The sequence below is a fragment of the Ferrimonas balearica genome (genome assembly GCF_019802085.1).
In the GTDB taxonomy this organism is placed as follows: Bacteria; Pseudomonadota; Gammaproteobacteria; order Enterobacterales; family Shewanellaceae; genus Ferrimonas; species Ferrimonas balearica_B.
This window is the reverse complement of sequence record NZ_JAHVHV010000004.1, coordinates 234003-257482: the sequence shown is the minus strand read 5'-3', so window position 1 is coordinate 257482 and position 23480 is coordinate 234003. Positions and strand designations below refer to the sequence as shown.

Genomic DNA, 23480 nt, shown 5'->3' with positions numbered 1-23480 from the left:
TGCGACGGGACGAATAGCAACCATAGGCGATGGCGCCGGACGCCGACGGGGGAAAATCGAACGCTTTGCCTCGCTTTTTTCACAAGTCCCTATGCGCCATGCCGTTTTTTCTTGGCAGGGGGGTACCTATAATGATCCCCCTAGCCGTATTGGAGTAATGCATGAATCAAGATGGGCGCGCACTGCGGATCCAGTCCCTGCGCAAAACCTACCCCGGCGGGGTCGAGGCCCTGAAGGGGATCGATCTGGAAGTGGAGGCCGGGGACTTCTTCGCCCTGTTGGGCCCCAATGGCGCCGGCAAGTCCACCACCATCGGGGTGATCAGCGCCCTGGTGAACAAGTCCGCGGGTCAGGTGTCCGTGTTTGGCCACAGCATCGACGGCGAGCTCAACGCCGCCAAACGCTGCATCGGCCTGGTGCCCCAGGAGTTCAACTTCAACCAGTTCGAGACGGTGCTGCAGATCGTGGTCAACCAGGCCGGTTACTACGGGGTGCCCCGGGGCGAAGCCCTGGTGCGGGCACAGAAGTACCTGACTCAGCTGGACCTGTGGGGCAAGCGCGACGCCCGGGCCCGGGAGCTGTCCGGCGGCATGAAGCGCCGGCTGATGATCGCCCGGGCCCTGATGCACGAGCCCAAGCTGCTGATCCTCGATGAGCCCACCGCCGGGGTGGACATCGAGATCCGCCGCTCCATGTGGACCTTCCTCAAGGAGATCAACGAGCAGGGGGTCACCATCATCCTCACCACCCACTACCTGGAAGAGGCGGAGATGCTGTGTCGCAACATCGGCATCATCGACAAGGGGGAGCTGGTGGAGTGCACCACCATGAAGGCGCTGCTGGCCAAGCTGACGGTGGAGACCTTCGTGCTGGATCTGGAGCCGGGCAGCGTGCCGGCCACCCTGGAGGGCTTTGTCAGCCGTCGGCTGGACGATCACACCCTGGAGGTGGACGTGGAGAAGGCGGTGGGGCTCAATGGCCTGTTCGCCCAGCTGAGCGCCCAGGGGATCACCGTGCTCTCCATGCGCAACAAGGCCAACCGCCTGGAGGAGCTCTTTGTCTCCCTGGTGGAGAACGGACGTCAGGAGGCCCAGGCATGAGTCACCCCTACTGGATCGCCTTCACCTCCCTGGTGCGCAAGGAGATCAACCGCTTTACCCGGATCTGGGTGCAGACCCTGGTGCCGCCGGCGATCACCATGACCCTCTACTTCCTGATCTTCGGCAACCTCATCGGCAGCCGCATCGGCCAGATGGGAGGCTTCAGCTACATGGAGTTCATCATGCCCGGCCTCATCATGATGTCGGTGATCACCAACTCCTACGCCAACGTCGCTAGCTCCTTCTTCAGCGCCAAGTTCCAGCGCAACATCGAGGAGCTGCTGGTGGCCCCGGTGCCCAATGTGCTGATCATCCTCGGCTACGTGGCCGGCGGCGTGTCCCGCGGCCTCTGCGTCGGCGCCATCGTCACCGTGGTGGCCCTGGGCTTTGTCGACCTGCAGATCCACAACCTGCCGGTGCTGATCATCACCCTGCTGATGACCTCCGTGGTGTTCGCCCTGGGGGGGCTCATCAACGCGGTGTTCGCCAAAACCTTCGACGACATCAGCATCATCCCCACCTTCGTGCTGACGCCGCTGACCTACCTGGGCGGGGTGTTCTACTCCATCAGCCTGTTGCCGGATTTCTGGCAGGGGGTGTCCCAGCTCAACCCGGTGGTCTACACCATCAACGCCTTCCGCTACGGCTTCCTGGGGGTCAGTGACGTCTCCCTGGGGATGTCCCTGGGGGTGCTGGCGGCCTTTATCGCCGTGCTGTTCGCCGTGGCCTACCGCCTGGTGGACAAGGGCATCGGGCTGCGCAGCTGATGGGCAACTCACGCATCATCGAGTCCAACCAGACCGGGCTGCACGACAACCTGGAGAGCACCGTCCGGCGCCACCTGGCGCACCCCTTCCGGGCCCCCTACGCCGACCACAGCCTGGCGCTGTTTGATGCGCTCAAGGCCTGGAAGGAGGCGGACGGCCGCCCCCTGGTGCTGGACTCCTGCTGCGGGGTGGGGGAGAGCACCGCCAACCTGGCCCGCCGCCATCCGGAGGCGATCGTGCTGGGGCTGGACAAGTCGGCGGCCCGGGTGGAGAAGCACGACCACTACAAGGCGGAGTCGGACAACTACCGGGTGGTGCGGGGCAACCTCAACGACCTGTGGCGGCTGATGGTGGCAGACGGCTGGGCGCCGACCCACCACTACCTGCTCTACCCCAACCCCTGGCCCAAGTCGTCCCACCTGCAGCGGCGCTGGCACGGTGGCCCCCTGTTCCCCTCCCTGCTGGCGCTGGGGGGGCAACTGGAGCTGCGCTCCAACTGGCGGCTCTACCTGGAGGAGTTCCAGGCGGCCCTGGCCCTGGCCGGGCATAAGGGGGAGTTCGCGCCTTTGCCGGACGCCGCGCCCCTGACCCCTTTTGAGCGCAAATACGGCGAATCGGGCCAGCCGCTGCATCGTCTGGTGTGCGATCTCACTAAAAAGTCGTGATTTTTCCCGGTTTCGGCTAAGCTGGCATTGGCAAGGCCATGATCCCTAAGCCCTTTTTTCTTGGCACGATTCTGGCCTAAGCAATGACTGGAACGCCGTATCCATCGGGAGAGAGTCATGACTAGGGGACAGCACAAATGGGCCATCATCCTGCTCGGGATGGGGCTGGTGATGGCCAGCCACGGAGCCCTGTGGTACGCGGTAAGCTAGCCAGCGTCCCCCCTTTCGGTTGACTACACTCATCCATTCCGGCCACGCATTTTGGTGGCTTGTCTGAGGTTTGGGGGTGTGTCTTGGGGGGAAAAGCCGGCCTGTTGATCATCCTGCTGGCGGGAGTGTTGAGCGCTCCCGTTCACGCCGAGCAGTGGCGCCACCAGATCCGCCTGGGGGGCTGGTCCTATCACCTGGAGGACGAGCCTTTCGAGGACTCTCCCGCCTACAACGAAAACCACAAAGGGATCGGTTACTACTACCGCATCAACCAGTGCCACGGCAGCGCCAGCTGGTACTGCCAGGTGGGCGTGAGCTACCTCAGAGACAGCTTCGACAACGACATGGGCACCCTCACCTGGAGCTGGAACTACCCCTTCAACGACTACATCGCCGGCGGCATCGTGCTGGGGGTGGCCAACCGCACCGTGGCGGAGTACCAGGACGAGGTCTTCCAGGGCACCGATCGCAAGTGGTTGCCGGTGGTGGCCCCCAAGCTGGAGTTCAGCTACGGCCGCTTTTCCGTCGGTTTCGCCATCTTCCCCCAGGTGGACTACCTGGAGGAGAACGGCAGCCGGGAGTACAAGATTGGCAAGCCCACCCTGTTCTGGGATATCGCCATCGCGTTCTAAGCTCAGTTTACCCGGTGGCCGATGTTCAGTTCGGCGCACAAAAAAGGCCCCATTACGGGGCCTTTTTCTTAGCAAGCGGAGGTCAGGCCGCCTGGGTGGGGATGACGTTGGCGGTGCCCTTGATGTCGTTGGTCTCGTTCAGGTAGACCAGCTGGGGCTTGTGGTCCTTGGCGGCCTCTTCGTCCATCACCATGTAGGCGCAGATGATCACCCGGTCCTTGGGGCTGGCCTTGTGGGCGGCGGCGCCGTTGACGGAGATGATCTTGGAGCCCCGCTCGCCGCTGATGGCGTAGGTGCTGAAGCGCTCACCGTTGTCGATGTTGTAGATCTCGATCTTCTCGTACTCCAGGATCCCGGCGGCATCCAGCAGATCCTGATCGATGGCGCAGGAACCTTCGTATTCCAGCTCGGCGTGGGTAACCCGGGCCTGGTGCAGTTTCCCCTTCAGCATGATGCGTTGCATAGGCGGTGACTTCCTGTTGTGTGAGTTGTGTCGCATTTGTGAAACGCCGGATTATGACCAAATCAGTGCGGCAGATCCACCTGCAGATTGTCGATGAGTCGGGCCCTGCCCAGCTGGGCCGCCGCCAGGATCACCAGCTCGGTGTCACCGGGTTGGGCCGGGGCCAGGGTATGGGCCTGACAGATACGGAAAAAGTCCGGTTCGAAGCCCCGGTCGGCCAGGCGCTGCTCGGCCTGCTGCTCCAGCTCGGCCCGCTGCTCGAGCCCCAGCTCCGGGATCGCCTGGGCGGTGATGTCCAGGGTGCGCTTGAGCTCGGGGGCGAGCGAGCGCTCACTTTTGGTGAGGTAACCGTTGCGGGAGCTCATCGCCAGGCCGTCGGCCTCGCGCACCGTGGGGATGCCAATCACCTCCACCGGCATGTTGAGGTCGCGCACCATGGCGCGGATCACCGCCAACTGCTGGTAATCCTTCTGGCCGAAGCAGGCGATGTCCGGCTGCACCAGGTTGAACAGCTTGCAGACGATGGTGGTGACGCCGCGAAAGTGGCCGGGACGGCTGGCCCCGCAGTGCAGATCCGACAGCCCGGGCACCTCGACGTAGGTTTGTTGACCCAGGCCGGCGGGGTAGAGCAGGCTCACCTCGGGGGTGAACAGCAGATCGCAGCCGGCGTCGAACAACCGGGTCTTGTCGGCGTCCAGGGTGCGGGGGTAGGCGTCCAGGTCTTCGCCGGCGCCGAACTGCATCGGGTTGACGAAGATGCTGGCCACCACCCGGTCCGCCCGGGCCCGGGCCTGGTGCACCAGCTCGATGTGACCATCGTGCAGGTTGCCCATGGTGGGCACGAAGGCCACCCGTTCGCCGGCCAGGCGCCACTGGTTCACCAGCTGATGCAGGCGATGGGGATCGGACAGGGTTTGCATAACGACTCCTAGGCCAACCGGGCTCAGTTAAAGCTGTGTTCCGGACCGGGGAAGCGGCCGTGGGCCACCTCTTCGACGTAGGCCGCCACCGCTGCCTGGATGTTGCCGGTGGCGGTGAGGTAGTTCTTGGCGAACTTGGGGATGTAGCCGGAGGTGATCCCCAGCAGATCGTGCATCACCAGGATCTGGCCGTCGGTGTGGGGGCCGGCCCCGATGCCGATCACCGGGATGGTCAGCGCCTGGCTGATGGTGCGGGCCAGCTCGGTGGGCACGCACTCCAGCACCAGCAGCGCCGCACCGGCTTCCTGCAGACGCAGGGCCTGGTCGAGTATCGCCTGGCCGGCCTCCTCGGAGCGCCCCTGCACCTTGAAGCCGCCAAATACGTGCACCGACTGGGGGGTGAGGCCCAGGTGGGCGCACACCGGCACGCTGCGCTGGGTCAGACCGCGCACCGTCTCCAGCAGCCAGTCGCCCCCCTCCAGCTTGACCATCTGGGCGCCGGCGCGCATCAGGGTGGCGGCGTTGGCGTAGGCCTGCTCCGGGGTGGCGTAGCTCATAAAGGGCATGTCGGCGATCACCAGGGCGCTGGGGGCACCGGTGTGGACGGCGCGGGTGTGGTAGGCGATCTCCTCCACGCTCACCTTGAGGGTGTCCTCGTCCCCCTTAAGCACCATGCCCAGGCTGTCGCCGATGAGCAGCACCGGCACGCCCTGCTCGGCAAAGGCGGCGGCGAAGCTGGCGTCGTAGGCGGTCAGCGCGGCGAACTTATGGCCCTCGCGCTTGTACTTGGCCAGGGTGGACGTGGTGATCTTATCCATAGTGTTGAAGCTCTACTGCCCAAAGAGATGCCGTTATATGACAACTGGCAGGGGGATTCAACGTTCAAGGTTGCAAACGCAGGGCAAAATTGTGTCGCGGGGGTTACGACGGGGCGTTACAGCCGAAACAGCGGCTGGGGCGGGCACTGGGCCAGCAGGGTGGTGAGCTGACGGCCGTCCGGCAGCACCAGATCCGGGGCCAGCTCGAACAGGGGGATCAGCACGAAGGCCCGCTCAGCCAGCCCGTAGTGGGGCAGGGTGAGCCGTTCGCTTTCAAAGGCTTGGTCGCCGTAGATCAGCAGATCGAGATCCAGGGTGCGGGCCCCCCAGCGCAGCTCGCGCTCGCGGCCCTGGGCGTTCTCAATGCCCTGCAGGGCGTCGAGCAGGGCCAGGGGCGCCAGGGCGGTGTCCAGGGCGGCCACCGCGTTGAGGTACTCCGGCTGGTCCATCCCCGCCATGGGCGGGCTGCGATAGAGGCTGGAGTGGGCCACCAGGGTGGTGTCCGGCAGCTGCGCCAGGGCGTCGAACGCCTGGCGCAGTTGGTTCTGGGGGTCGTGCAGGTTGCTGCCCAGGGCAACGAAGGCGCGGCTCACTGGGCGGCCTTGGCCTGGGGCTTGCGACGGCGGGGGCGACGGCGACGGCGGTTGCCGTCACTGCCCAGGGCGCGCACCATCTGGCGGCGGCCCTGGTCGTCGGTGTCCTGGAACTGGGTCCACCAGCGGGCCAGCTCCACCAGCTCGCCGCCCTCGGCCTCGGCCCGCAGCAGCAGGAAGTCGTAGGCGGCGCGGAAGCGGGGGTGTTCGTAGAGGCGGAATGCCCGGCTGCCGGAGCGCTTCTCCAGGCGGCCCTGCAGCTGCCAGATCTCCATCGCCGGGGTGGTGAAGCGCCGCGGCAGGGAGACGGTCTTGCTCTGTTTGCTGATGGCGTCGCCGGCAGCGGCGGTGAGGGCGTCGTATTCCGCCATCCCCTTGTCCCGCTTCTTGGCGGCCAGCTCCTCCACCACGTACCACAGCATGGCGGCGTAGATGAAGGCGGGGGTCACCGGCTTGTCCGCCGCCACCCGTTGATCGGTGTTCTTCATCATCGCTTCGATGAGTGCCAGGGCCTTGCCGCTGTCGTCCCGCTCCAGCAGCTTGGCCTGCATCGGGTACATGGGGGCGAAGAGGCCGTACTCGCGCATCAGGCGGAAGTTGTCCAGCGCCTTGCCCGCCAGGAACAGCTTGAGGGACTCCTCGAACAGCCGGGCCGGCGGGATGTCCGACAGCAGCTCGCCCAGCTTGTGGATCGGCTGACCGGTGGCCTTGTCGATGGAGAACTCCAGCTTGGTGGCGAAGCGCACCGCCCGCAGCATCCGCACCGGATCTTCCCGGTAGCGGGTCTCGGGATCGCCAATCAGGCGCAGGCGACGGGCCTTGAGATCCGCCATGCCACCGAAGTAGTCCCGCACGCTGTAGTCGGAGATGTCGTAGTAGAGGCCGTTGACGGTGAAGTCGCGACGCTCGGCGTCCTCGTCGATGGAGCCGTAGACGTTGTCCCGCAGCAGTCGACCGCTGTCGTCCTGGCGGCTGTGCTTGTCGCTGGTCTCCACGTGGTGGCCCCGCAGGGTTGCCACCTCGATGATGTCACGGCCAAACAGGATGTGGGCCAGGCGGAACCGGCGCCCCACCAGGCGGCAGTTGCGGAACAGCTTGCGGATCTGCTCCGGGGTGGCGTTGGTGGCCACGTCGAAATCTTTGGGCTGGTGGTGCAGCAGCAGGTCGCGCACACCGCCGCCCACCAGGTAGGCCTCGTAGCCCGCCTTATTCAGCCGGTACAGCACCTTGAGGGCATTGTCGCTGATGTCGTTGCGGGAGATGCGGTGGGCTTTGCGAGGGATGACCTCAAGCGTGGGCTTGAGCTCAGCCGCGCTGGAACGGCCGCCGATCAGGCGTTTGGCCATTGTCGTCAGGCGCTTAAGAATGGGACACCTCGTCGTGTTCGCTGTGGGCGCACCGGCTCCGGGCGGAGCGGTCGGATTATGGCGCGCCATGATATACCAAGGTTGATTAAATGATAAGCCGTTAAAGCGGCGCTGGCAGACTCCGTTGCCGGGAAATCGCCTCGAGTCGGAATCCAGACACCGCCTGTTCGAGCAGCGCCTGGGGGGGCAGGTCGGCCCAATCGGGGTCGGAGGTCTGGCCCAGAAAGCGCAGCGCCCGCAGCAGGTTGGCGCTGGGGGTGGCGTCGTCCAGGGCCGGGGCGTGGTTCTGTTTGGAGAGCTTGTTGCCGTCCGCCCACACCGCCAGGGGCAGGTGCAGGTAGGTTGGCGGCGCCCAGCCGAGCTGACCGAACAGGGTCAACTGGCGCACCGTGGCCTCCAGCAGGTCGTTGCCCCGTACCACCTCGGTGATCCCCTGGTCGTGATCGTCCACCACCACCGCCAGCTGGTAGGCGTAGAGGCCGTCCCGGCGCTTGAGGATGAAATCCTCGCCGGCGAAGGGGGCGTCGGTGTCGATGGGGCCGAGCAAAGCGTCGTCGAAATGCTGGACCGCCAATCGGTTGTGCAGACGCAGGGCCACCGGGCCCTCAGAGGGCGGTGTCTGGCGGCAGTGGCCATCGTAGAGGCCACCGACGGACTTGATGCGCTTGCGGGTACAGTTGCAGGGGTAGCTTTGGCCCTGCTTAGCCAGGCGATCCAGGATGGCGTCGTAGCGCTCGGCGCGCTGGCTCTGGAAGAGCACCTCGCCGTCCCAGTGCAGGCCGTGGGCCGTCAGGGTGCGCAGGATGCGGTCCGCGGCGCCGGGCATCTCCCGGGGCGGATCGATGTCCTCCATCCGCACCAGCCACTGGCCGTCCTGGGCGCGGGCGCGCAGGTAGCTGCCGACGGCGGCGATCAGGGAGCCAAAGTGGAGCGGGCCGGAGGGGGAGGGCGCAAAGCGCCCGATGTAGGAAGAGCTCATACCAACAAAAACGGGAGGCTGTGCCTCCCGTTGTCAGTCTGGTTTAACCAACCAGCTGTTTTTCCTTGATCTCGGCCAGCGTCTTGCAGTCGATGCAGAGGTCCGCGGTGGGACGCGCTTCCAGGCGGCGGATGCCGATTTCGACACCGCAGGAGTCGCAGAAGCCGAAGTCGTCTTCCTGGACCTTGATCAGCGTCTTCTCGATCTTCTTGATCAGCTTACGCTCACGGTCGCGGGTGCGCAGCTCGAGGCTGAACTCCTCTTCCTGGGCGGCGCGGTCCACAGGATCCGGGAAGTTGGCGGCTTCGTCCTGCATGTGGTGCACGGTGCGGTCCACTTCTTCACGCAGCTGGTTGCGCCAGGCTTCGAGGATGGTCTTGAAGTGAGCCAGCTGCTTCTCGTTCATGTACTCCTCACCAGGCTCTTCCCGGTAAGGTTCCACGTTGGCGTAGGCCAATACACCTATCTTTTTCGCTTTGCCCTGCGGCATTAGGCGTCTCCTGTTACTCTGTCAAACGAGAGGCGATCCTCAGAATGGGGCGCTATCTATATCAGATGGATCCCGTTTGCGCAATTCCCTGCGAGCCATATTGCTAACTAGGACCGGTCGACAGTGCGATATATCACTCTTTATGTTGGCGGCCAAGTTTAGCAGTTGTTTTCTAAAGGTTGACGTTTAGGGGCCGGCTGGGGCGGATCCCCGTCTCGTCGATGTCACAGCCCAGGGCCAGGATCTCCACCCCGGCCGCCACCGCCTCACGGCACAACCGGGCGTACTCCGGATCGATGTGCTGCGCCGGGCTGACTCGCTCAATCCCGGTATGGGCCACCATAAACAGCAGTACGGCCCGGTGGCCCTGTTGGACCATCTCCATCAGCTCCCGCAGGTGCTTCTGGCCTCTTGTGGTGACCGCGTCGGGGAAATGGCCCTGACCCTGGTCGCCGAGCAAAGTGACATTTTTTACTTCGATATAGCAACTTATCAGATCATTCCCGGTGAGCAAGAGGTCGATGCGGCTGTTTTCGCTGCCGTACTTCACCTCCCGTCGGATCTCGGCGTCGGCGGCCAGGCTGGGCAGCAGGCCGGCGCGGATCCCCGCCTCCGCCAGGGCGTTGGCCCGACCGGTGTTGACGCTGATGCGATGGCCCTGGTCGTTCTCCACCAGCTCCCAGGTGCAGGGGTACTTGCGCTTGGGGTTGCCGGAGTCGGAATACCACACCCGCCAGCCGGGCTCGGCGCAGCCGGTCATGGCGCCGGTGTTGGGGCAGTGCAGGGTGGTCTCGCTGCCGTCCTCCAGGCGCACGTCGGCCAGGAAGCGCTTGTAGCGTTTGATCAGGGTGGCGGATTGCAGGGGGGGCGAAAACTTCATGGGGCTCCGTGACTTTTTGGCCGGGCAAACGCCGCCCGGCGGATCCTCTGGTACACTGTGGCCCACATTAATACGAAGAAGAAAAGGACATCGTCAATGACTGATCGCATTAAGGTGGTGCTGGATACTGAGGCGGCCCCCACCGCCTGGGGCAACGCCAAGGTGAGTTTCGACGGCGACACCGCCCGCATCCACCTGGGTGAAGGCGATCTGTTCCGCCAGGTGCAGGCCGCGGCCCGCCAGATCACCAACCAGGGGATCCGCCAGGTCGCCCTGACCGGTGAGGAGTGGAACCCCATCCTGCAGTGGCGCTTCGCCTGCGGCTTCGGCACCGCCAAGGAGGCCGGCGAGATCCAGTGGGCCTCCCACGCTGACCAGCTGGACGCCCAGCGCCAGGCCCAGGCCTTCCTGAAGGATCTGACCAACGCCACTCCGGAGGCCCTGAGCCCCGAGGTGCTGGCGGACGAGGTGGCCGAGCGCCTATCCGGCCTGGCCCCCGAGCACATCACCACCCGTCAGATCGTCGGTGACGCCCTGCTGGCCGCCGGCTGGGTGGGGATCCACGCCGTCGGCCGCGGTTCCGAGCGTCCACCGGTGCTGCTGGAGCTGGACTACAACCCCACCGGTGACCACGACGCCCCGGTGAGCGTGGCCCTGGTGGGCAAGGGGATCACCTTCGACTCCGGCGGCTACAGCATCAAGCCCAGCGCCGGCATGGTGGCGATGAAGTGCGACATGGGGGGCGCGGCCACGGTGTCTGCGGCCCTCAAGCTGGCCATCGCCCGCGGCCTGGATAAGCGGGTCAAGCTGTTCCTCTGCTGCGCCGAGAACCTGATCTCCGGCCACGCCTACAAGCTGGGGGACATCCTCCATTACAAGAACGGCACCAGCGTGGAGATCGTCAACACCGACGCCGAAGGGCGCCTGGTGCTGGCCGATGGCCTGATGGCCGCCAACGAGGCCGGGGCGGAGCGGATCATCGACGCCGCCACCCTGACCGGCGCCGCGGTGGCCGCCCTGGGATCGGACTACAACGCCCTGTTCAGCCTGGATGACGAGGCCGCCGAGGACGCCCTGGACGCCGCCGCCGAGGTGGACGAGGGGCTGTGGCGCCTGCCGCTGGAGCCCTTCCACGCCGACAAGTGCCCCTCCGCCTTTGCCGACACCGCCAACAGCCGGGCGGTCAAGGGCGGCGGCGCCGGTGGCGCCTCCAACGCCGCGGGCTTTTTGAGCCGCTTCGCCGGCACTCCGCCCAAGGGCTGGCTGCACCTCGACCTGGCCGGCAGCTACGCCGACAGCGCCGATGGCATGAACGCCGAAGGCGCCACGGGCCTGGGGATGCTGACCATCGCCAACCTGCTGCTTAAAGCCTGACGTCAGTCCGGCGTCCAACGTCCCGCGGTGAGTCCGCTGGACAGATAAAGCCCCCGATTTGGGGGCTTTTCGTGTTTTGGAAGGCCTCTAGGGCGGCGAGACTCAGCCGATCTGGGTCATCTCGTTAACGGTGAACTGCTCCACAGCGCCCTCGGTGGCGGCCAGGTAGTCCTTGAGGTGCTGGTTGGCCATGTGGTCCTGCCACAGCGCGCGGCTGGTCCAGTTCTCGAAGAACAGGAAGTGGGCCGGGTTGTCGTTGTCCTGGTGCAGATCGTACTGGACGCAGCCGGCTTCGGCGCGGGTGGGGTCGATGAGCTTCTGCAGCTCGGCTTTCACCAGGTCGATGCGGTCGGCTTTGGCAATGATGTTGGCCACGATGGTCAGGTTCGCCATGGGTGTCTCCTCACGAGTGAATGTCGGTTAACGGGGACACAGATTAGACGTTGTTAGCCCGGCCGGAAACGCCATAATGGAAGAATCATTTTCCAAAATTGGTGGACAATATGCAGTTGGAGGATCTCCAGGTGGTGCTCAAGGTGGCGGAGTGTCGCAGCATCACCGCCGCCGCCGTCAGCCTGGATCTGCGCACCGGCACCGCCAGTGCGGCGGTCAAACGGGTGGAGGCCGCTTTGGGGGCGGAGCTCTTTATCCGCACCACCCGGCAGCTGCGCCTCTCCAAGGCGGGGGAGCGCTACCTGCCCCAGTGCGAGCAGGCGCTGCGTCTGCTGGCCCAGGCCCGGCAGACCATGCGGGAGGAGCTGGACGTGGTGGATGGCGAGCTGCGCCTGGCGCTCAGCTCGGACCTGGGGCGCAACCGGGTGGCCAGTTGGCTCGATGCGGTGATGGCCGAGCACCCCAACCTCTCCCTGCGGGCCCACTTCAGTGACAGCAAGGTGGATTTCTACCGGGATGGGGTGGACATGGCGCTGCGTTACGGCGCCCCCAACGACGCCAGCCTCTACGGCTTCAAACTCTGTGACGTGCCCCGGCTGCTCTGCGCCAGCCCCGATTACCTCGAGGCCCACGGCACCCCCACCACCCCGGAGCAGCTGGCCAGCCACAATGGCCTGCTTTACCAGCTCTACGACCGGCTCAACGATCTCTGGGAGTTCCAGCACGGGGGCAGCACCCATCGGGTGCGGATGCGCAGCAACCGGGCCGCCAACGACGGCGATCTGGTGCGTCGCTGGTGCGTGGCGGGCCACGGCCTGGCGGTGAAATCCTGCCTGGATCTGGCCGAGGATCTGCTGGCGGGGCGCCTGGTACCCCTGATGCCGGACTACCGGCCCAAGGGCACCGAGCTGTGGCTGGTGTTTCCCAGCCGTCACTCCATCACCCCCGCCGCCCGGCTGCTGCGGGACGCCTTCCAGGCCCGCTGTCAGCAGACCCTGGCCCAGCTTAAAGCGCGGAACCTGCTGCCGGACTGAGCTGCCCCGCCTTCAGGGGCACAGGGGCAGATCGGGGGCGGCGGCGCGAAAGCGCAGCTCACTGCGTTGCTGGGCGCCGTCGTGCGGGTGGGTGACCGACAGTCCGGGGCCGGCGGTGGTGTGCCAGGTGGCCTCCCGAACCCAATGCTCGATGGGCTCCGCCTGGTAGCAGCCTTGGGCCGCCAGGTAGCGGTAGCCGGTGGCCTCTGGCAGCGAGACCTGCCAGTAGTCGAAGTGGGCCAGGGGCGAGAGCACCTCGTAGAGGCCGTTATAGGCGTTCAGGGTGTCGCAGGGCGGGAAGAGCCCCTGGGGATCCTGTTCGGTTCGCACAAAGACGCCTTCGACCGGCTCGCCGTCCGGGCCGGAGTATTCCAGCTGGACGCGCTCCTCCTGCTGCGGATCACCGATAAGGATGAAATCTTCTGTGGTGACGCTGTCGAGGCTGCACAGGTGGCCGCCGCTGAACCGTTGCAGGTGGAGCTGACGACCGCCGTCGCTGAAGTGGACAAAGTTGGGGCGCTCGGCGCCCTCCTGGAGCCAGTACTGCACCGTCGGCGGGGTCGGATCCGCGGCCTGGTCGCTGCCGCAGGCGGTCAGCAGCAGGGCCCCGGCGAGGGCCAGAGTGAAGCGGGGGAGGGTGAGGCGTGGGGTGATCATTGGGCCTCCTCCGGGCTCAGGTTCTGGATGGCGTCACAGGGGGCACCGCTGGGCAGGGTGCAGGCGGGCTCGTAGGGGGAGAGGCACTGGTCCCACTGATCCGTCAGGGCGCAAAACTGCTCGCTCATCCGGTAGGCCATCTGTTCGGTCTCCTCGCACAGGGCCGCCGGAGCCTGGCCCCCCTGGCCGCAGTGGCGGGGATGGAACACGCGCACCATCGTCTCCCAGCGAGAGGCGTTCTCCCGGGCGGGACGGTAATCCAGGTACTGGTCCCAGTAGCTGTGCTGTTGGGCGGTCCCTTCGACCTGGAAGTAGTGGCTGTTGGCCTGGGTCAGCAGCGCATCGCCGCTCAGCGCGCCGCCATTGCCCTTGAGAAAGTGGTAGAGCCCCTCCAGGGTGGGTTCGCTCATGGGGCCGTTGACGCCCAGGCGCAGCATCTGCACCTCGAAGCGGTAGCCGGGGTTGTCGTTGACCAGGGCCCGGATCGCCTCGGCGCTGTCGCTGGCCAGGGCACTGAGGATCGCCTGGCGCAGGGCACGGCGCTCGTCCCGGCTGTGGCTGTCGGACAGCACATTGAGGGAGTAGTACCAGGCGTAGCCCTGCTGCACGCTGTGGATGTGGGCATCGCCACAGGCGCTGCGGAAGTTGAGCTTACTGGCCTCGGAGTCGTGGGCCGCCCAACGCACCGCGCTGTCGTGCATCCGGGTGAAGGTGGCGTTGCCCCATTGCTCGGTGCGCTGGGCACGGTACCCCACCACCGAGGTGCCCTCTTGGATCGCCTCGATGCCGTAGGCGAACTGGCGCACCCGGGTTGCTTGCGCCTCATGGCCCTGGACGCTGTCCTCCAAAGTGCCGGCCAAAGCGGCGGCATTGGTGGGGTACAGGCTGCCCAGGGTGCCGCCGTTGTTGGGCAGCAGCACCAGATCGGTGTCGGTGATGCAGCGCAGCAGCGGATCGCCGGAAACCCGATTGAGCCCCCGGCCAATGAGGTCTTTCGGGTCGCCATTGGGGCCGCGATCGGCAAACACCTGCTTGAGCTCCTCGGCGGTGAGGATCTCGGTCAGGCCTTTTTCGGTCAGATCCACCGCGCTGGCGGACAGGGGCAGGCTGGCGGCCAACAGGCTGGCCGTCGCAAACAGAAGGGTGCGCATAGGGAAGGGTCCGGGATAAGGGACGCGCAGTCTAAAAAATTACGCCTTTGAGTGCATTGTGAGCGTTCACGCTTTTGAATGGCGGTCGGTGGCGGGATCACAAAACCGCGCAGTGGCGGTATCGGCTCAGGTGACGGAGCTCAGATGGGGCCCCCAGCGCTTAACGCTCTGGTAGCTGACCCCCTTGCCCTCGAACACCGAGACCATCAGGTCCACCTCGCGGACGCTAAAGCTGATGGGGGCAATCTCGGGCAGGTCCCCCTCCAGGCGCTCCACCCCGCGAAACAGCGACACATGGGGGCGGAAACCGCGCTGGCTCTGGTGCAGTTGGTGGCCGCTGGCGTCCTGGCGCAGGGCGTTGGCCAACTCCGCCAGGGCGATGGGGGTTTGCTTGGCGGTCAGGCAGACCACCCCGGAGCGCGGCCAGTAGGCCAGGCCATCCAGGGTCAGGCTCACCTCGGGCACCGACAGGGCCTGCCAGCGCTGCAGCAGGGCCAGGCGCTGGCCCTGGGTCACCGGGCCGAGAAAAGCCAGGGTCAGGTGGAAGTTGGCCGCGGGGACCACTCGGGCACGGCCACCCAGGGTGACGCCCAGTTGGGCCTGCAGCCGGATCAGCTCCAGCTGGGTAATGCGGTCCAGGGGGACGGAGAAAAACATCCGCTCCGCCATAGAGGCCTCCTTGTGCTGCGATGACGTTCCCGGCCCAAACTTGGCCTGCCCGGGGGTGGGCAGTACACTAGGGCCCCGATTATCCCCCCCACGTTTTGAGAGAGTCTCGGAGTTGTCGACACTGCCAGTCCAGGATCTGTTCCCCAGCATCCGTGAAAAACTCACCGGACACAATCAGTTGATCCTGCGCGCCCCCACGGGTGCGGGGAAGTCCACCGCCCTGCCGCTGGCGCTGCTTTCCTGGCCCGAGGTGCAGGGCAAGATCCTGCTGCTGGAGCCCCGGCGCCTGGCGGCGCGGATGATCGCCCGCTACCTGGCCAAGCAGCTGGGGGAGCGGGTGGGTCAGCAAGTGGGCCTGCGGGTGCGCGGCGAAACCCAGGTGAGTCGCGAGACCCGGCTGGAGGTGGTGACCGAGGGGGTGCTGACCCGGCTGATCCAGGCGGACCCGGAGCTGACCGGCGTCGGCCTGATCCTGTTTGACGAGGTGCACGAGCGCCACCTGGCCACGGATCTGGCCCTGGCCCTGGCGCTGGAGGTGCAGGGAGGCCTGCGGGACGATCTCACCCTGATGCTGATGTCCGCCACCTTGCAGGGCCAGCCCCTGGCCCAGCTGATGCCGGAGGCGGCCTACCTGGAGAGTGAGGGGCGCAGCTTCCCGGTGTCGCTGGAGTACGCCCCGGTGCCCCAGGGCCAACCCTGGCTGGGCGCCCTGGTGGCCCAGGTGATCCGATTGCTGGCCAGCCGGGAGGGCAACCTTTTGGTGTTCCTGCCCGGCATGGGGGAGATCCGCGCGGCCCAGGCCCAGCTGGCGGAGCGGGTGGGGCCCGAGGTGGATCTCTGTCCCCTCTACGGCCAGCTGAGCCCCGCCGAGCAGGACCGGGCGGTGGCGGTGCCCGAGACCGGGCGGCGCAAGGTGGTGCTGGCCACCAACCTGGCGGAGTCGAGCCTGACCATCGACGGGATCTCCGTGGTGGTGGACGCCGGCTACCAGCGTCGGGCCAGCCTCAACCTGCGCACCGGCCAGACCCGTCTGGAGCTGGCCCGGATCAGCCAATCCTCCGCCGCCCAGCGCGCCGGCCGGGCCGGGCGCCTGATGCCGGGTCACTGCGTGCGGCTGTGGAGCGAGGCGATGCAGCAGGGGCTGGCGGAGTCGGAGGTGCCGGAGATCCAGCGCGCCGATCTGCTGAGCCTGGTGCTGGAGCTGGCGGCCTGGGGCAGCACCGAGGTGAGCGAGCTGGCCTGGCTGAGCCCACCGCCGGAGGGCGCCGTCCAGCGGGCCCGACAACTGCTTCGGCAGCTGGAGCTGGTGGCCGAGGATGGGCGCATCACGGCGCTGGGTCAGCGGGTGCACGCCCTGGGGGCGGATCCCCGGCTGGGCCACATGCTGGTCAAGGCGGCGGAGCTGGAACGCGCTGACGGCGAGGCGGGCACCTTACGCCTGGCCTGCGAACTGGCGGCGCTGCTGGAGGAGGGGGACCCGCTGCGGGGCAAAGACCTCGGCGCCGATCTGGGCCGTCGCCTGGAAGCGGCGCGACGGGGGCGACACAAGCAGATGGCGGACAAGTGGTGGCGCCAGCTTAAGGGCGGTCACGCCGAGCGCAGCGCTCACCACAGCGAGGCCGGCTGGCTGCTGGCCCTGGCGTTCCCCGACCGCATCGCCCAGAACCGTGGCGGCAGCGGCCACCGCTTCGTGCTGGCCAACGGCGCGGGGGCCTTGCTGGAGGAGGCGGATCCCCTCTGCGCCGCCCCCTACCTGGTGGTGGCGAGCCTGAACGAGCGGGCCGGCCAGGGGGACGCTCGCATCCACCTGGCGGCGGAGCTGGACCTGGCGGCGCTGGAGCGCGTTCAGCCCCAGCTGTTCCAGACGGCCCGCCACGCCGGACTGGACGCCAAAAGCGGCGCCCTCAAGGCGGAGCGCCAGACCCGGGTGGGCGCCCTGGTGGTGGCCCGGGCACGGCTGTCGGATCTCACCGACGAGGATTACCGCGATGCCCTGCTGGGGGAGGTGGCCCGCCGGGGGCTCCAGAGCCTGCCCTGGAGCGATCGTGCCCGGGCGCTTCAGGCCCGTGTGGCCCTGGCCCGGCGCCACCTGAGTGACAGCCCCTGGCCGGATCTGGGCGACGAGCCCCTGCGGGCCACCCTGGCGGACTGGCTCGGGCCCTACCTCAATGGCCTGACCAAGTTTGGCCAGCTGGCCAAGCTGGATCTCTACCAGATCCTGCTGGATTTGGTGCCCTGGGAGCAGCAGGGGCTGCTTAATCGGGAGCTGCCGGAGAGCCTGACGGTGCCCACCGGCAGCCGCCTGGCGTTGCATTACCACGACGACGGGGTCAAGCTGGCCGTTCGCGTGCAGGAGATCTACGGCCAGAGCGACACCCCGCGCCTGGCCCGGGGGGCCCTGCCGGTGACCCTGGAGCTGCTCTCCCCGGCCCGCCGCCCCATCCAGATCACCCAGGATCTGGCCGCCTTCTGGCAGGGGGCCTGGAGCGAGGTGAAAAAAGAGATGCGGGGGCGCTATCCCAAGCACCTGTGGCCGGACGATCCGGCCAACACCCTGCCCACCCGCAAAACCAAGCGGCACCTGCCGCAGCAGAATTGACGACGACCCATGGCAAAGAAACCGACTTCCACCCGCGCCAAGCCCGCCAAGAAAGGGCCCAAGCGCAAGGCCGCCAAAGCGGCCCCCAGCCGACTGAAGCGCATCGCGCTGTTTGGCGCCAAAATCGCCCTGGTGGGGCTGGCGGTGGTGGCCCTCTATGGGATCTACCTGGACACCCAGATCGCCCTTAAATTCGAGGGCCAGCGCTGGTACCTGCCGGCCCAGGTGTTCGCCCGCCCCATGACCCTCTATCCGGGGGCACCGGTGACCCATAAGCAGCTCAAAGACGAGCTGGCCCTGCTGGGCTACCGCAACACCGGCAAGGCCGCCAACGAGGGCGAGTTTGCCGTGGCGGTGGGGCGCATCGAGATCTTCCGCCGCGCCTTCGACGGCCCCAATGGCCAGGAGCAGCCCATCCGGGTGATGGTGCACTTCAACGACAACCGGGTGACCCGCCTGGAGCGCTCCAGCGACGGCCGGGATCTGGGCTTTATGCAGCTCGAACCTTTGCTGCTGGATCGCATCCTCACCGGCAGCACCGAGGATCGCCTCTTTGTGCCCCGGGAGGGGATCCCCGAGTCCCTGGTGTCGGCGCTGCTGCGCACCGAGGACAACCAGTTCTACCAGCACCACGGTCTGTCCTTCAGCGGCATCGCCCGGGCGGCGCTGGTCAACCTGAAGGCGGGGCGCACCGTGCAGGGGGGCAGCACCCTGACCCAGCAGCTGGCCAAGAACTTCTTCCTCACCCGGGACCGCACCCTGGTGCGCAAGATCAACGAAGCCCTGATGGCGCTGATCATCGACTTCCGCTACAGCAAGGATGAGATCCTCGAGGCCTACCTCAACGAGGTCTACATGGGCCAGGACGGCAAGATCGCCGTGCACGGCGTGGGGCTGGCGGCCTGGCACTACTTCGGCACCCCCCTGGATGAGCTCAACCTGGCCCAGCAGGCCCTGCTGGTGGCGATGATCAAGGGCCCCAGCTACTACAACCCCTGGCGCTACCCGGAGCGGGCGCTGCAGCGGCGGGACCTGGTGCTCAAGCTGATGATCGAGGAGGGGCTGATCACCCCCCGGGAGTACAGCACCTACACCCAGATGGACCTGGCCCTGCGGGACCCCAACTGGCGCCAGCGCCACAAGCTGCCCGCCTTCCGCACCCTGATGCAGCGGGAGCTGGCCCAGCGCTTCGGCGACAACGTGCTCAACCAGTCCGGCCTCAAGGTCTACACCACCCTGGATCCCCTGGCCCAGCAGGCCGCCGAGAAGGCGGTGGCCGAGGGGATGAAGGCGATGATCCGCGACCGCGACGACGAACAGTTGCAGGCCGCCATGGTGGTGCTGGACCGCTACGAGGGCGGTGTGCTGGCGGTGGTGGGGGACAAGGACCCCGGCTTCCTCGGCTTCAACCGCGCCCTGGACGCCCGCCGGCCGGTGGGCTCGCTGCTCAAGCCCTTCGTGTTTGAGACCGCCCTGGAGGCGCCGGCGCAGTTCAGCCTGGCCACGCCCCTGGAGGATGAACCCATCAGCCTGAAATCCAGCGGCGGCCAGGTGTGGTCACCGCAGAACGTGGACAAGGCGTTCCGCGGCCAGGTGTCGCTGCTGGACAGCCTGGTGTACTCCTACAACGTGCCCACGGTGAACCTGGGGATGGCCATCGGCCTGGATCCGGTGATCGCCACCCTGCGCAAGGCCGGCTGGCCGGATCGCATCGCCGCCAACCCGGCGCTGCTGCTGGGCGCGCTGGAGGCCAGTCCGCTGCAGGTGGCCCAGCTCTACCAGACCCTGGCGGACGGCGGCCGCTACCGCCCGCTCTACGCCATCGGTCACGTGCTCAACAAGGAGGGCGAGCGCCTGGTGGAGCAGAAGCCGCAGTCCGAGCAGGTGCTGGGGGCCAACGCCACCTGGCTGACCAACTACGCCATGACCCAGGTGGTGACCAAGGGCACCGCCCGCCGTTTGGGCCAGCAGTTCCCCGGCACCGTGCTGGCGGGCAAGACCGGCACCACCACCGCCGGTCGGGACGCCTGGTACGCCGGCTTTGACGACCGCGACGTGGTGGTCAGCTGGGTGGGCCGGGACGACAACTCCGACGCCGGCCTGTACGGCAGCTCCGCCGCCCTGCCGCTCTACCAGCGCTACCTGGAAGCCCGGGAGCCGCTCTCCCTGGTGCTGACCCGCCCGGCGGGGATCGTCAACGGCCACTTCGAGGTGGCCTCAGGGGTGGCGGTGGCCTCCGATTGCCTGGGGGCCGCGGCGCTGCCGGCGGACCGGGCCAGCTGGCCCAGCCCGGACGGCTGCCAGGGGGGCGAGCGCAGTCGAAACTGGCTGGAGCGCCTGTTGGGCCTGTAAGCGAACGGATCTCGCTTTTTTGCGCAAAAGAGCATTGCTATTCACTGGATTTGAAATATTATGCAGCCCTTGATGACAACCCGGCCTCAGGTAACGCAGTATGAATGACGCCTCCCAAACCCAGACCGCCCAGGGCAGCGCGGCCCCGTCCCGCTGGCAGATGCCCGACACCCTGATCCTCATCTTCCTGGTGGGCCTGCTGGCCGCCGGCCTCACCTACCTGGTGCCCGCCGGCAGCTTCCAGACCGAGGAGATCCACTACCTGGTGGACGGCGCCGAGAAGAGCCGCACCGTCATCGATCCGGACTCCTTCCAGTACGCGGTGAACGACCAGGGCGAGGTGCAGTACAACCGGGTGAGCCTGTTCGAAGGGGGCGGCGGTGTTGGCCTGCTCAACTTCCCCTTCGAGGGCCTGGTGTCCGGCTCCAAGTGGGGCAGCGCCATCGGCGTCATCATGTTCATGCTGGTGATCGGCGGCGCCTTCGGCGTGGTGATGCGCACCGGCACCATCGACAACGGGATCCTGCGACTGATCGACAAGACCCGGGGTAACGAGGCGCTGTTCATCCCGGTGATGTTCAGCCTGTTCTCACTCGGCGGCGCCGTGTTCGGCATGGGGGAGGAGGCGGTGGCCTTCGCCATCATCATCGCCCCGCTGATGATCCGGCTGGGCTACGACGGCATCACCACGGTGATGGTCACCTACGTGGCCACCCAGGTGGGCTTCGCCGCCTCCTGGATGAACCCCTTCTCCGTGGCCGTGGCCCAGGGGGTGGCGGGGATCCCGGTACTCTCCGGTGCCGGCCTGCGGATCGGCCTCTGGGTGGGCTTCACCCTGGTGGGGATCGCCTTCACCATGTGGTACGCCCGTGGCGTCAAAGCCGAGCCCAGCCGCTCCTACAGCTTCCACTCCGATAAGCATTTCCGGGATCAGCCCCTGGGGGACGTGGCCACCAGCCGCTGGAACCTGGGAGACACCCTGGTGATGCTCACCGTGCTGGCCACCCTGGTGTGGGTGATCTGGGGCGTGGTGGCCAACGCCTGGTACATCCCGGAGATCGCCTCCCAGTTCTTCACCATGGGCCTGGTGGCGGGGATCATCGGCGTCGCCTTCCGCCTCAACGACATGACCATGAACGACGTGGCGGACGCCTTCAAGGACGGCGCCGGCATCATGCTGCCGGCGGCGCTGCTGGTGGGCTGTGCCAAGGGGATCCTGCTGCTGCTCGGTGGCGGCGACGCCAGCGAAGCCACGGTGCTCAACTCCATCCTCAACAGCGCCGCGGGGGCCATCGGTGGCATGCCCGAGGTGCTCTCCGCCTGGTTTATGCTGGCCTTCCAGTCGGTGTTCAACTTCTTCGTCACCTCCGGCTCCGGCCAGGCGGCCCTGACCATGCCGCTGATGGCGCCGCTGGCGGATCTGGTGGGCGTGTCCCGTCAGGTGGCGGTGCTGGCCTTCCAGCTGGGTGATGGCTTCACCAACGTCATCGTCCCCACCTCCGCCTCGCTGATGGCGACCCTGGGGGTGTGCCGGGTGGACTGGGGCGACTGGGCCCGTTTCGTCTGGCGCTTCGTGGTGCTGCTGTTTGCCCTCGCCAGCGTGGCGGTGATCGGCGCCCAGCTGATGGGCTACAGCTGAGCGGCCCGGCGCCGTTCGCCCACTATGCTAATGAGGCGGCCCCGCAGGGGGCCGCTTTGCTTTGATACGAGGCCGACATGGGCAAACGCATCCTCTGCATCGACACCGAACTGACCTGCTGGGACGACCCGGCCTACCAGAAGCGCCAGACCCGGGAGATCATCCAGTTTGGCCTGGCGGAGATCGATCTGGACCGCTTCGAGGTCAGCCGCACCGGCAGCTACTTCGTCACCAACACCCGCCACCCCATCAGCAAGTTCTGCTATGAGCTGACCGGGATCAGCCAGTCGCGGCTGGACAAGAGCGGCCTGCCCCTGGACCAGGTGGCCGGCCTGCTGGCCGAGAAGTGGGGGGTGGCCCAGCCCTGGAACGCCCTGGTCAGTTGGGGGGATGAGCGGGCCTGGATGGCGCCGGATTTCGCCGCCAAGGGGGTGGACTACCCTTTTCACAATGGCTTACTGAACCTGGCGGACTACTACCGTTTCAGCTTCTGTGACCACCGCCGGGCCCGGGTCTCCCTGGGTGACGTGACCGAGCGCTACGCGGTGGAACCGGCCCGGCCCCAGCACAACGCCGAGGCGGACGCCCTGACCCTGGCCCGACTGGTGCTGGCGATGATCCGCGCCGGCCACCTCTATCCGGCCCTGACCCCGAACCCCGACCTTGAGGCGCCCCATGGCCTTTAACACCGCCCCGCTTATCGACCGGCTCGATCTGACCACCCTGGCCAGCGGCCGCCACGCCTTTCGCTTCGGCGCCCTGCAGATGGCCACCGGCCAGGACTGGCAGATCCCGGTGCTGGTGTTCAAAGGCGCCCGGCCGGGGCCCCGGGTGGTGATCACCGCCGGCACCCACGGCGATGAGCTCAACGGCGTGCTGGCGGCCCAGCAGCTGGGGCGGGAACTGGACGCCGAGGCGCTCAGCGGCACCCTGGTGCTGCTGCCGGGAGTGAACCTGCCGGGGATGCTGGAGCGCCACCGGGATTTCGTGCCCTCGGATCCGGACTGCTCCACCGCCAATTTGAACCGGCTGTTCCCCGGCAAGGCGGACGGCGACAGCGCCCAGCGCTACCTGCACCGGATCTGGAACGGATTGCTGGCGGGCAACGCCGACTACGCCCTGGATCTGCACACCCAAACCCGGGGGGCCAGCTACCCGCTGTTCGTGTTCGCCGATTTTCGCAACCCCACCGCCCTGGCCATGGCCCGCTGGCTGGGGGCGGACTGCATCCAGGACGATCCCGGGGATCCCGGGGTGCTGGAGACGGTGTGGAACCAGCTGGGGGTGCCCTGCGTCACCCTGGAGGTCGGCAGCGGCAGTGCCATGGCCCCGGAGCTCATCCAGCGGGCGGTGAGCGGGATCCACCGGGTGCTGGCTCAGCTGAAGGTGGGGCCGGCGGTGCCCGAGGTGGCGCTGCCGGTGCCTTTCGAGGGCAACGCCACCGCCACGGTGCGGGCCCAGTACGGCGGCCTGGCGATCCCCCAGGTGCGTCTGGGGGAGGCCGTGGCCGAGGGCGACCTGGTGGCGGTGCAGTACGATCCCTTCGGTGCTGAGCGTCAGCGCTACCACGCCCCGGTGGCCGGCCGGGTGCTGAGCCTCAACGACGATCCGCTGCGGGAACCCGGCAGTTTGCTGGTCCGACTGCTCTACCGCCGATAGGCGAAAAAGCGCGCGCCCGGGGGCGCGCTTTTTGCTTTGTGAGGCCCACCCGTTGCCCACCCTGTAATC

Annotated in this window: 23 protein-coding genes; 11 read left to right on the top strand and 12 right to left on the bottom strand. The window is 67.0% G+C overall.

The genetic code is table 11. The features are described 5' to 3' along the window. The first annotated feature begins 161 nt into the window (after positions 1-161). The 4 genes from KUV81_RS16280 to KUV81_RS16265 all read left to right on the top strand — a co-directional run bounded on the left by KUV81_RS16280 (position 162) and on the right by KUV81_RS16265 (position 3374). A complete protein-coding gene (locus KUV81_RS16280) occupies positions 162-1100 on the top strand; it encodes an ABC transporter ATP-binding protein (protein ID WP_222544950.1) in 939 nt (312 codons plus the stop codon). Then, a complete protein-coding gene (locus tag KUV81_RS16275) occupies positions 1097-1867 on the top strand; it encodes an ABC transporter permease (protein ID WP_222544949.1) in 771 nt (256 codons plus the stop codon). Before KUV81_RS16280 ends, KUV81_RS16275 begins: the two co-directional genes overlap by 4 nt. Then, a complete protein-coding gene (locus tag KUV81_RS16270) occupies positions 1867-2532 on the top strand; it encodes a tRNA (guanine(46)-N(7))-methyltransferase TrmB (RefSeq protein ID WP_222544948.1) in 666 nt (221 codons plus the stop codon). The genes KUV81_RS16275 and KUV81_RS16270 overlap by 1 nt, the downstream gene beginning before the upstream one ends. A 338-nt stretch (positions 2533-2870) precedes the next feature. Continuing rightward, on the top strand, positions 2871-3374 hold the full coding sequence (locus KUV81_RS16265) for a hypothetical protein (protein WP_222544947.1): 504 nt from the start codon (positions 2871-2873) through the stop codon (positions 3372-3374). A gap of 82 nt (positions 3375-3456) precedes the next feature. On the opposite strand, the gene panD is transcribed toward KUV81_RS16265, so the two are convergent. The 8 genes from panD to sfsA form a co-directional block, all read right to left on the bottom strand. Continuing rightward, positions 3457-3837, bottom strand: a complete 381-nt coding sequence (gene panD, locus KUV81_RS16260; RefSeq protein ID WP_222544946.1) for an aspartate 1-decarboxylase — start codon at positions 3835-3837, stop codon at positions 3457-3459. A gap of 62 nt (positions 3838-3899) precedes the next feature. Further along, positions 3900-4757: a pantoate--beta-alanine ligase gene (gene panC, locus KUV81_RS16255; RefSeq protein WP_222544945.1), complete on the bottom strand. Its 858-nt coding sequence runs from the start codon at positions 4755-4757 to the stop codon at positions 3900-3902. Positions 4758-4780: 23 nt separating this feature from the next. After that, on the bottom strand, positions 4781-5575 hold the full coding sequence (panB, locus tag KUV81_RS16250) for a 3-methyl-2-oxobutanoate hydroxymethyltransferase (RefSeq protein WP_222544944.1): 795 nt from the start codon (positions 5573-5575) through the stop codon (positions 4781-4783). Positions 5576-5691: 116 nt separating this feature from the next. Continuing rightward, positions 5692-6168 (bottom strand): 2-amino-4-hydroxy-6-hydroxymethyldihydropteridine diphosphokinase, encoded by a 477-nt coding sequence (folK, locus tag KUV81_RS16245; RefSeq protein WP_222544943.1) that lies wholly within the window; start codon positions 6166-6168, stop codon positions 5692-5694. Then, positions 6165-7514, bottom strand: a complete 1350-nt coding sequence (gene pcnB, locus KUV81_RS16240) for a polynucleotide adenylyltransferase PcnB (RefSeq protein ID WP_222544942.1) — start codon at positions 7512-7514, stop codon at positions 6165-6167. The genes folK and pcnB overlap by 4 nt, the downstream gene beginning before the upstream one ends. A gap of 121 nt (positions 7515-7635) precedes the next feature. After that, positions 7636-8514, bottom strand: coding sequence for a tRNA glutamyl-Q(34) synthetase GluQRS (gluQRS, locus tag KUV81_RS16235; RefSeq protein ID WP_222544941.1), 879 nt, complete (start codon positions 8512-8514; stop codon positions 7636-7638). Between the two features lie 43 nt (positions 8515-8557). Further along, positions 8558-9004, bottom strand: coding sequence for an RNA polymerase-binding protein DksA (gene dksA / locus KUV81_RS16230; protein WP_222544940.1), 447 nt, complete (start codon positions 9002-9004; stop codon positions 8558-8560). 172 nt (positions 9005-9176) lie between these two features. Beyond that, the gene (gene sfsA, locus KUV81_RS16225; RefSeq protein WP_222544939.1) at positions 9177-9884 is read right to left on the bottom strand and encodes a DNA/RNA nuclease SfsA; all 708 of its coding nucleotides are present in this window, start codon (positions 9882-9884) and stop codon (positions 9177-9179) included. Between the two features lie 96 nt (positions 9885-9980). Between sfsA and pepB the strand changes: the two genes are divergently transcribed. Beyond that, positions 9981-11258, top strand: coding sequence for an aminopeptidase PepB (gene pepB / locus KUV81_RS16220; RefSeq protein WP_222544938.1), 1278 nt, complete (start codon positions 9981-9983; stop codon positions 11256-11258). A 102-nt stretch (positions 11259-11360) separates the two neighbouring features. Here pepB and KUV81_RS16215 read toward each other — a convergent pair whose 3' ends face one another. After that, on the bottom strand, positions 11361-11651 hold the full coding sequence (locus KUV81_RS16215; protein ID WP_222544937.1) for a putative quinol monooxygenase: 291 nt from the start codon (positions 11649-11651) through the stop codon (positions 11361-11363). A gap of 110 nt (positions 11652-11761) precedes the next feature. Between KUV81_RS16215 and KUV81_RS16210 the strand changes: the two genes are divergently transcribed. Then, complete coding sequence (locus tag KUV81_RS16210) at positions 11762-12685, top strand: LysR family transcriptional regulator (RefSeq protein ID WP_222544936.1); 924 nt, start codon at positions 11762-11764, stop codon at positions 12683-12685. Positions 12686-12697: 12 nt separating this feature from the next. On the opposite strand, the gene KUV81_RS16205 is transcribed toward KUV81_RS16210, so the two are convergent. The 3 genes from KUV81_RS16205 to thpR form a co-directional block, all read right to left on the bottom strand. Further along, the gene (locus tag KUV81_RS16205; protein WP_222544935.1) at positions 12698-13342 is read right to left on the bottom strand and encodes a hypothetical protein; all 645 of its coding nucleotides are present in this window, start codon (positions 13340-13342) and stop codon (positions 12698-12700) included. Continuing rightward, the gene (locus tag KUV81_RS16200; RefSeq protein WP_222544934.1) at positions 13339-14493 is read right to left on the bottom strand and encodes a hypothetical protein; all 1155 of its coding nucleotides are present in this window, start codon (positions 14491-14493) and stop codon (positions 13339-13341) included. The genes KUV81_RS16205 and KUV81_RS16200 overlap by 4 nt, the downstream gene beginning before the upstream one ends. Positions 14494-14619: 126 nt before the next feature. Beyond that, positions 14620-15162: an RNA 2',3'-cyclic phosphodiesterase gene (gene thpR, locus KUV81_RS16195; protein ID WP_222544933.1), complete on the bottom strand. Its 543-nt coding sequence runs from the start codon at positions 15160-15162 to the stop codon at positions 14620-14622. 112 nt (positions 15163-15274) lie between these two features. On the opposite strand from thpR, the gene hrpB reads away from it, so the two are divergent. The 5 genes from hrpB to KUV81_RS16170 all read left to right on the top strand — a co-directional run bounded on the left by hrpB (position 15275) and on the right by KUV81_RS16170 (position 23411). Further along, entirely contained in the window at positions 15275-17761 is a 2487-nt protein-coding gene (hrpB, locus tag KUV81_RS16190) for an ATP-dependent helicase HrpB (RefSeq protein WP_222544932.1), read from the top strand. A gap of 9 nt (positions 17762-17770) precedes the next feature. Beyond that, positions 17771-20113 carry a penicillin-binding protein 1B gene (gene mrcB, locus KUV81_RS16185; protein WP_222544931.1) on the top strand — a complete coding sequence of 781 codons (2343 nt, stop codon included), beginning with the start codon at positions 17771-17773 and terminating at the stop codon, positions 20111-20113. A gap of 100 nt (positions 20114-20213) precedes the next feature. Continuing rightward, complete coding sequence (gene yfcC / locus KUV81_RS16180; protein WP_222544930.1) at positions 20214-21752, top strand: putative basic amino acid antiporter YfcC; 1539 nt, start codon at positions 20214-20216, stop codon at positions 21750-21752. A gap of 77 nt (positions 21753-21829) precedes the next feature. Next, positions 21830-22438 carry a 3'-5' exonuclease gene (locus tag KUV81_RS16175; protein ID WP_222544929.1) on the top strand — a complete coding sequence of 203 codons (609 nt, stop codon included), beginning with the start codon at positions 21830-21832 and terminating at the stop codon, positions 22436-22438. Then, entirely contained in the window at positions 22428-23411 is a 984-nt protein-coding gene (locus KUV81_RS16170) for a succinylglutamate desuccinylase/aspartoacylase family protein (protein ID WP_222544928.1), read from the top strand. Before KUV81_RS16175 ends, KUV81_RS16170 begins: the two co-directional genes overlap by 11 nt. The last annotated feature ends 69 nt before the right edge of the window (positions 23412-23480 follow it).